Annotated in this window: 6 protein-coding genes; 1 reads left to right on the top strand and 5 read right to left on the bottom strand. The window is 40.0% G+C overall.

The features are described from left to right. Positions 1-293, top strand: a 293-nt coding sequence (locus HMPREF0013_RS08380; protein WP_005802418.1) for an FAD-dependent oxidoreductase, incomplete at its 5' end; no start/stop codon positions are given. 53 nt (positions 294-346) lie between these two features. Here HMPREF0013_RS08380 and HMPREF0013_RS08375 read toward each other — a convergent pair. The 5 genes from HMPREF0013_RS08375 to dnaE form a co-directional block, all read right to left on the bottom strand. Next, on the bottom strand, positions 347-2,353 hold the full coding sequence (locus HMPREF0013_RS08375; protein ID WP_005802410.1) for an esterase/lipase family protein: 2,007 nt from the start codon (positions 2,351-2,353) through the stop codon (positions 347-349). Between the two features lie 114 nt (positions 2,354-2,467). Then, complete coding sequence (locus HMPREF0013_RS08370) at positions 2,468-3,409, bottom strand: ABUW_2363 family tetratricopeptide repeat lipoprotein (RefSeq protein ID WP_002114503.1); 942 nt, start codon at positions 3,407-3,409, stop codon at positions 2,468-2,470. A gap of 105 nt (positions 3,410-3,514) precedes the next feature. Beyond that, the gene (gene cysE, locus HMPREF0013_RS08365) at positions 3,515-4,327 is read right to left on the bottom strand and encodes a serine O-acetyltransferase (protein WP_002114303.1); all 813 of its coding nucleotides are present in this window, start codon (positions 4,325-4,327) and stop codon (positions 3,515-3,517) included. Beyond that, positions 4,320-5,159, bottom strand: coding sequence for an RNA methyltransferase (locus HMPREF0013_RS08360; protein WP_002114323.1), 840 nt, complete (start codon positions 5,157-5,159; stop codon positions 4,320-4,322). Before HMPREF0013_RS08360 ends, cysE begins: the two co-directional genes overlap by 8 nt. 14 nt (positions 5,160-5,173) lie before the next feature. After that, positions 5,174-8,737 (bottom strand): DNA polymerase III subunit alpha, encoded by a 3,564-nt coding sequence (gene dnaE / locus HMPREF0013_RS08355; protein ID WP_002114528.1) that lies wholly within the window; start codon positions 8,735-8,737, stop codon positions 5,174-5,176. Positions 8,738-8,779 lie beyond the last annotated feature (42 nt).

Here is an 8,779-nt window from a genome sequence, read left to right as displayed (position 1 = left end):
CTGGTCTTAAATATAAAGACCGTGCGACTGATGAAGAGCATGTGGTCGAGCTTGCAGGGATCTTTGTACAGATTGGTTTACTGCCAAACACTGACTTCTTGAAAGACAGTGAAGTTGAATTAACCAACCGTGGCGAGATCATTGTGAATGACCGCAACGAAACCAATGTGCAAGGTGTATTTGCTGCGGGTGACTGTACGACTGTACCTTACAAGCAAATCATTATTGCTACAGGTGAAGGCGCTAAAGCATCACTCTCAGCGTTTGATTACATCATCCGTTCTGGGCAGTAAAATTTAAGTTCAAAACGAAAGAGCCAAAGGATAACCTTTGGCTCTTTTTCTTTTTATGGTTTATATAAACCGTGTTCGACTAAATGCTCTCGTAAAATACGGCGTAACTCTAATACAGCTTGTGGTGTCAGTTGAATTGAATGGCCACCTGGAAGAACTTTCTCAGATTTTGCACCTTCTAAGTGAGCACTTTTGTACGGAACGATGCCATCGGTAATCACATTTGGATCATCACTCTTGGTAATATTTCCCATTATTGAATGGAAAACTAATCCTTGGTGTGGATTAATATTTTTAGTCAGCTCCATAAATTTAGATTGATGACTTAGATCACTTGGTCCATTTTGAATCAAACCATTATCAATATTACTCAAGAAATCCTTAACATCTAAATTCTCGGTTGTCAGTGAAGTCGCTACAGCCGACAAAAATGCACCCGGTAAACGAATAATTTTACGTGCTGCCAAGGTAAACCAACGATCCGCATAATCTGTACCGCGATGAGGGGAAGCCAAGAAAATTGCACGATCAAAATTATTGATTGAATGCATTTGCAATCGTTCAGTAACCATTGGATGTTTTTTAAAGCGGTTTTGCTGACGGATCGTCATTAACTCTAAGGCAGGTTTAGTAATATCTCCATCACTGACCAGTAAACGGCTGATAATACCTCCCATACTATGTCCAACAAGGACCGCATCATGCGCGGCAGGGTCACTTGGGTTTAATGAACCAAAAGCTTGTTTCAAGAGTGCATAAATCTGAAAACGACTTTCCAAAATTGGCATGTTGGTCGAATAGAAAACTTGCCAAACTTGGTAATTGTCTCTTAAAACCGTATCGCCCATAACATCATTGGTCAGCGCAATCCATGCCTCGGGACTACTGGCTAAGCCATGTACTAACACAATAATTTTCTTATTGGGATTGTATGGTTCAAGCATGTAGAGATGCGGCATAGTTAAATGCTGATCGCGGTCAATCAGAGTTAAATAAGCTGCGACCCCTAAATTATTTTCGGCCAACCATAGACCGTAAGGCGCAGAAAAGTTAGCTGCTAGCGGATATTGCTTGCCTGCTACATTAATATTATCTGTCCGATATGGGTCATAAACTCGAATCACGAATTCTGGATTATTAATAATTTCTTCGACAGTGGTCGCGTGTTTGGGTTCAGCTACAATAGTTGCAGCTAAGTAGCGTGCATTATGAATATTTGGATTAACACCATTTTTATAATTATATTTAAGTGGGTCTAGGATATATTCATTAATATCTTCATTTCCTGAACTCGGAAAAACAGCCACAAATTCGGAGCCAAAACCATCGCGGCGGTTAATGGTTCTTAAGCCAGAAAAATTCAGGTTATAACTTGAAATTAATTTCTCTAACTTTTGGCCTGATAGTTGTTTATGAAATTCAAAGTCTATTGAATAAACACTCTTACCAATATGGATTTGTGGCTCTACCACATTTTTTTTCGGGTATCTTAAATCATAAACACTGACCATTTTGGCAATGGCTTGATTATAAAAGTCGCGTATTTGAACTTGTCTGTTATCAAAAATACGGTCGTTAGGCTTACGCTTTGTGGAAAATAGATAGGCATAGCTATAGCGAATACTTTTATCTAATAGACTCAATTGCTGGTCTAAGCAATCATCATATCTATTCAGAATATTCTTTTGTTCTTCTTCAGATTTATGTTTAGTAAATCTACTTACTTTACAGTCAGACGTATCTGATAAAGCCATTGCTTTTGCGAGATACATCTCGCTTGCTGTTGATAAGAACTGTTCATCTAAAATTTGAGGAAGGTTTTTGAGTTGATTTACACAGGTTTCAGGTGTATCTGTACAAACTTTAGCTTCCTGACCAGACATTGATAAAACATTCAGACTCGCTTCGCTAAGTTTATCTTGGGTAAGAATACTATTACGTTCATTTGCAATCGTTACATTCAAAGCTTGCTGTTTAACATTTACGACCTGACAACCACTCAGAATTGAACCGAGTAGTATGACCGTCAACAGTGTTTTGCTTCTTTTTATTGAAAACATTTGGTCAAAATATAGTGGCTCAATGGTAGGTAGATCATACAAATTTTAAAATATTTTTCAAATGATCAAATATAAAAAAGGGCTGTCAAAACAGCCCTTTTTATAGAATTAAGCTTATTTTTTAGGTGCAGCAGCAGGAGTAGTTGCTGACATTGCTGGGTTAGTTAAAACTTGCCATACGTTCCAACGACCTTGTTTTTCAATTTCTTGAATTAAACGGTCAGCAATTTCCGCTTCGTCTGGATATTTAACTTTATAGTTCTTTAGAGTCTGGATCGCGTTTTTCTTTTGCTCCATTGCAATATAGTTATTTGCAGCAGCTAAATATGCTTCTTGAACATTACCTTTAATGGCTTTGTCTAAGTATGGAATCGCTTCACGTTGACCGCCACCTTCAGATAAACCAAAACCGAACCAGAAATTTGTTTCCGCATCATCTGGATTAATCTTTAAAAGTCTTTGAGCATATTCTAAAGATTTAGTGGTATGAACAGTACCTAAATCAAGATTACGTGCAAGAACACTTGCTTTAAAAGCACGAATTAAAATATCAAATGATGCATTTGGATTTGCAGCAAGTGTATCAAGTTGTTGTGTTACTTCTTTAAGTTTACTTTCAAAGCCTTTACGTTCTTGACGGTCAGTAAAGCGAGGTGGGTAATGACGTGCTTTACCTTCTACTAACTGTAAAAAGTCATCAATAGTAGTCACGTCAATTTCATTTTCACCGGCTAAAACAGCGTATTTCATTGAACGTTGTGAATTATTGACAGTCGGAACGATCAGTTTATTGACGTCGAGAGTAAGCTGTTTGGTTGGATCATCTTGACGATTAACGACCATTTTGGTTACAGGCTGTGCAGCAGCGTCTTTTAATGCAACTTCAAATGCAGGTGGCTGATCATAGTTAAAAGGGTTTAGCGCATAAAAAGGAGGAGTAAGCTCTGGTTCCTTGAAAACAAAAGGCTCAATTTTTTGTTCTTTTACGGGTGCCATTGTACAAGCGGTTAAACTTGAGGTCGCAAGGATTATATATGCCAAAGGCTTAAAATTCATAGGATCTTCCGTTCATTTTAGTAAAGTCAGATTTGGTACAGGTAAGTCTAGGAAAAGCTAAACAGACATGCAAGGGTAAGCGTGTTACATTATGAATCAAGAATATTACGTTTTTGATGTCTTATCTTGCGCACCGCATTCACGACGAACTTCTTCAATAATTTTCAGTTCTTCATCACTAAAAGGCTGTTCATCCTGACTTTCTTTTTTGAAGCTCGGATCTAGCTCTGATAAACGCTGGCATAAATTATTCATACGCGTTTCATTATGCTGAATACGATCAAGTAAAACGCGCATACCTTCTAAAATAGGGTCTGACTGATCAGCAGTTGTCGCATATGGGGCAAAGCCAATACTTTGCGCATAATCACGGCGACGTTCTTCATCTTTATTCTTGTCGGATGCATCTTTATAAATATAGCGAGCAGGGTTTCCTACAGCGGTCACACCAGCAGGGACTGCTTTGGTCACTACAGCATTTGAACCGACTTTAGCGCCTTTACCAACCGTAAATGGACCTAAAATTTTTGCACCAGCGCCAACAACCACACCATCTTCTAAAGTTGGGTGACGTTTGCCAGTCTTCCATGTTGTACCACCTAAGGTCACACCATGATAAAGCGTAACATCATCACCAATTTCAGCAGTTTCACCAATCACAACACCCATGCCATGATCAATAAAAAAACGTTTACCGATTTTGGCACCTGGGTGAATTTCAATGCCTGTTGCAAAACGACTAAATGAAGAAAGAAGGCGAGCAGCACCTTTACAATCTTTTTGCCATAATTCATGAGCAACACGATGCATCATAATCGCATGAATGCCAGGATAGGTCGTGAGAACTTCGAGTGTATTGCGGGCAGCAGGATCTCGCGCAAATACAGCCTTTATATCTTCTTTCAGCTGTTTAAGCATTGGGTTGATCCTCCTTGTCAGATAATGCTTTTTTCCATTTACCACTGGTTAGGGCTTGTACACGACTAAAAATACCGCGAAGTAAATGATATTCCATACGATCTAATTGTATACGACCAAATAAACGACGCAAGCGTAAAGGTAACAAACGTGGATTATCTGGATCTAAAAATTCAATTTCGGTTAGCATTTTCTCTAGATGAGGATAAAACTCTTCCATTTGTTTTTGAGTCACCAATGGTTCATCCCATTGCATGCTTTGACCTTGGACTAATGGCATTTCATCTGCATCTTGATCCAAGTTTTGTTGCTCTAGAGCAGACATGCGAAGCTCGTAACATACCACTTGAATTGCTTGCGCAACATTTAATACACCATAGTCAGGATTGACAGGAATTGTTAAATGATAATTTGCTAGGGCTAATTCTTCGTTAGTTAAACCACGATCTTCGCGGCCAAAAACAATCGCAATTTGCTGTCCCTGAGAGGTGGCTTTAATGGCTTCTTTGGCAGCAGGTCTTACGTCAAGTAAAGGCCAAGGAATGGTGCGGCTACGTGCACTTGTTCCAAACACTAAATGGCAATCTTTAATAGCATCTTCTAAAGTATCGACAATCTCAAGATGTTCAAATAAATCCTGAGAACCAGCAGCAAGCGCTTGTATGTCTGGGTGAGGATATGTTTTAGGTGCAACAAGAACTAATTTAATTAGCCCCATTGTTTTCATGGCACGTAAAGCACTGCCAATATTGGCAGGCAAGGTAGTGTTTACCATGACAATACGCACTTGTGCTAATTGTTTTGACACAGTGTTGTGATCAAACGAACTCATAAGATTTCCAGAAATTACGAATATTGAGAAACTTCGCTTTGGTATAAATCCAATGCATCGTCCATAGTCATGTCCGCGGGAGGGGAAGCAACGGTTTGCGGACGAGCAGGTTCTGCTGCTTTAGCTGCTTTCGACTTTACTTGATATTCAATATAAATATTATCTTTACCAAAATAATCTCTGAGTTTAGCAAGTAATTCATCGAGAGGAGCAACTTTCCATTGCGGACCAAGTTGAAGCTCGGCTTGAGCATAAGGTTGATCAATCTGTAGCTGTAGAGTGATATGTTGATGCATATCTACATTGCAAAATGGCAAGATGATATTTTGTAAATCTTTTGCCAAAGTGGCTTGCATAAACTCTTCTGTTAATTTGATCTGAATGCTATTAGCACGTTTTTGTCGTATTTCATTTAAAGTAAAAGCCTTGGTTAAACGGCCCATTGGACGTTCAAAGCCTTCTCTTTCATAAATTTCGCCTTCAAAGACGACAACACGCTCAACTTGGATAATATCTTTAAAACGTTGGAAACGTTCATGGTTGCAACTTACTTCAATACGAGCTGTACCATCATCTAGTACAATAACTACGCGATTTGGAAAGTTTGCGACGTCAATGACTAAACCCGCATAGACTGTTGTAACACCACGACGTGTAGCCGTAATTTCATTAAGTTTTACCGGAATAAAAGCCTTAAGCTCTTGGCGGTAAACATCAATTGGGTGGCCCGTTAAATATAACCCAAGCGTGTCTTTTTCGCCTTTTAGACGAACCTCGTCACTCCACGGTTTAACAGGTTTAGCTGGCTTACGCTGAACTTCTTCAACCTCACCAAATAAATCCATAATACCGCTTTCACGGTTACTGCGCGCTTGTTCAGCAGCTTGAACAGCTTCAGGCAATTGTGCCATTAAGCTTGCACGTTCAATTCCCAAGCAATCGAGTGCACCCGCACGAATTAAAGCTTCAAGAGTACGCTTATTGATTTTCTTCAAATCAATACGATGGCAAAAATCGAATAGATCTGTATAAGGACCAAATTGTCGACGAGAGTCAATAACTGACTGCATTGCTTGTTCGCCAACGCCTTTAATTGCACCTAAACCATACACAATAGTTTTATCATCGCTCGCATGGAAATGATAAGTCGACATATTGACTGATGGTGGTAAAACTTCTAGGCCATTATTTCGGCAGTCATCAATTAAAAATACAACACTGTCAGTGTTCTGCATTTCCGATGACATTACTGCTGCCATAAACTCAGCAGGATAATGTGCTTTTAACCATGCAGTATGGTAGGCAACGAGGGCATAAGCGGCGGCGTGAGATTTGTTGAAACCATAGCCTGCGAATTTCTCCATATAGTCAAAGATATGGTTGGCTGTACTTTCATCAATTCCTTTTTCAGCAGCACCTGCCAAGAAGATTTGGCGTTGCTTAACCATCTCCTCAGGTTTCTTTTTACCCATTGCACGACGTAGTAAGTCCGCGCCACCGAGCGTATAACCCGCACAGATCTGTGCTGTCTGCATCACCTGTTCTTGGTAAACCATAATCCCGTAAGTTGGCTCTAATACACCTTCAAGAAGTGGGTGAAGATATTCAAAATCTCCACCATGCATACGGTGAATAAAGTCAGGAATGAGATCCATTGGACCAGGACGATACAATGATACGAATGCAATAATCTCTTCAAATTTACTTGGACGTGCTTCTTTGAGCATTCGTTTCATGCCGACGGATTCAAACTGGAATACCGCTGTTGTATTTGCATCGGCAAAGACAGAGTATGCTTTAGCATCATCAAGTGGAACATGCGAAATAATGAGCGGATCATTACTATCGCGATTTTTATTAATATTTTGAATTGCGTCTTCAATAACGGTTAAGTTACGTAAACCCAAGAAGTCGAATTTGACGAGACCAGCTGCTTCTACATCGTCTTTATCATATTGAGCAACACGGCTAGTTCCATCTTCATCACAAAGTACAGCCGAGAAATCGGTAATCTTACCGGGTGCAATAACAACACCACCGGCATGTTTACCAGTATTTCGGGTGATACCTTCTAGTTTTAATGCCATTTCCCAGATTTCACTCGCATCATCATTATCTGGGTTAGATGGGTTGGTAACGATATCTTTAAGCTGAGGTTCCATCTCGATAGCAGTGGCTAAGTCCACACCGAGCGGTTTAGTCGGTACCATTTTTGAGATACGGTCAGCTAAACCGTAAGACTTACCCAATACACGGGCAACGTCACGAATTGCACCTTTTGCCGCCATTGTACCGAAAGTTGCAATTTGCGACACGGCTTCACGGCCATAAGTACGGGAAACATAATCAATGACGCGGTCACGTCCGGCAATACAGAAGTCGACGTCAAAGTCAGGCATTGAAACACGTTCTGGGTTTAAGAAACGTTCGAAAAGTAGATCGTAACGAAGAGGATCAAGATCAGTAATTTTTAAGCTATATGCAACGAGTGAACCCGCACCTGAACCACGTCCAGGTCCTACAGGAACGCCATTATTTTTTGCCCACTGGATGAAGTCCATGACAATAAGGAAGTAACCCGGGAATCCCATTTTGAGGATAATGCCGACTTCGTAATCAATTCGTTCATCGTAAGGCTTACGAATTTCTGGCCAGTCTTCGCCACGTTTTTCGACAGGGTAAAGATAATCTAAGCGTTCTTCTAAACCTACTTTTGACAAATGCTCAAAGTAAGTGTCGATGGTAAAGCCATCTGGAATTGGATAGTCAGGTAAAAAGTAAGTGCCGAGTTGTAGGCTAACATTACAGCGTTTTGCAATGTTATAGGTGTTTTCGATAGCACTTGGGATATCTGAAAACAACTCGATCATTTCGTTCGAGGTTTTAAAATGTTGCTCGGGACTATATAAGCGTGGACGACGATCATCTGCTAATACATAGCCATCAGCAATACAAACACGTGCTTCGTGGGCCTCAAAATCTTCTTTTTCTACAAAGTGCACATCATTATGTGCAACTACACCGACATTATATTGGGCAGCAAGTTTAGCGGCTTCTTGAATAAAGTCTTCTTCACCAGGACGATCGGTACGTGTTAAAGCCAGATAAACACGGTTACCAAATTTTTCGATCCATGCTTCTAAAAGCGGAGCTGCTTTTTGAGGGTTAGATGAGCAAAGCATCTGACCCACATCACTATGTTGACCAAGTAAAACAATAATATCTTGATGCTGTTCAAGTACCCATTCTTTTTGTACACATGGGATACTAAGTTGTTGCCCTTCAATAAAACCGCGTGAAACGATTTCGGTGAGACTTTTCCAGCCTACATTACTCATTGCAAGTAAAGTTGCACGATGTTGAGCATCGTCAAGGCGAATTGTGCTACCTAAAAGCGGTTTAATTCCTTTTTTTAAACAAGAATTATAAAATTTTACAGCTGCATGGAGGTTTGATAGATCGGTTAATGCCAGCGCAGGCATTTGGTCTTTAACCGCAGCGTTGACCAAGTCAGGTATGCGAACTATCGACTCTGTAATCGAAAATTCTGTATAAATACCGAGATGAACAAACTGCATAAACCAATCCTTAATACGACTGCAGCATAGTTTAGCACGCAA

Source organism: Acinetobacter sp. SH024 (assembly GCF_000163635.1).
GTDB classification, from domain to species: Bacteria; Pseudomonadota; Gammaproteobacteria; order Pseudomonadales; family Moraxellaceae; genus Acinetobacter; species Acinetobacter pittii.
Note: the sequence above shows the minus strand (reverse complement) of the source record. Positions and strands in the feature narration are given on the sequence as shown.

Coding starts and splice junctions, on each gene's coding strand:
- HMPREF0013_RS08375 (WP_005802410.1), bottom strand. CDS start 2,353: ATGTTTTCAATAAAAAGAAGCAAAACACTGTTGACGGTCATACTACTC.
- HMPREF0013_RS08370 (WP_002114503.1), bottom strand. CDS start 3,409: ATGAATTTTAAGCCTTTGGCATATATAATCCTTGCGACCTCAAGTTTA.
- cysE (WP_002114303.1), bottom strand. CDS start 4,327: ATGCTTAAACAGCTGAAAGAAGATATAAAGGCTGTATTTGCGCGAGAT.
- HMPREF0013_RS08360 (WP_002114323.1), bottom strand. CDS start 5,159: ATGAGTTCGTTTGATCACAACACTGTGTCAAAACAATTAGCACAAGTG.
- dnaE (WP_002114528.1), bottom strand. CDS start 8,737: ATGCAGTTTGTTCATCTCGGTATTTATACAGAATTTTCGATTACAGAG.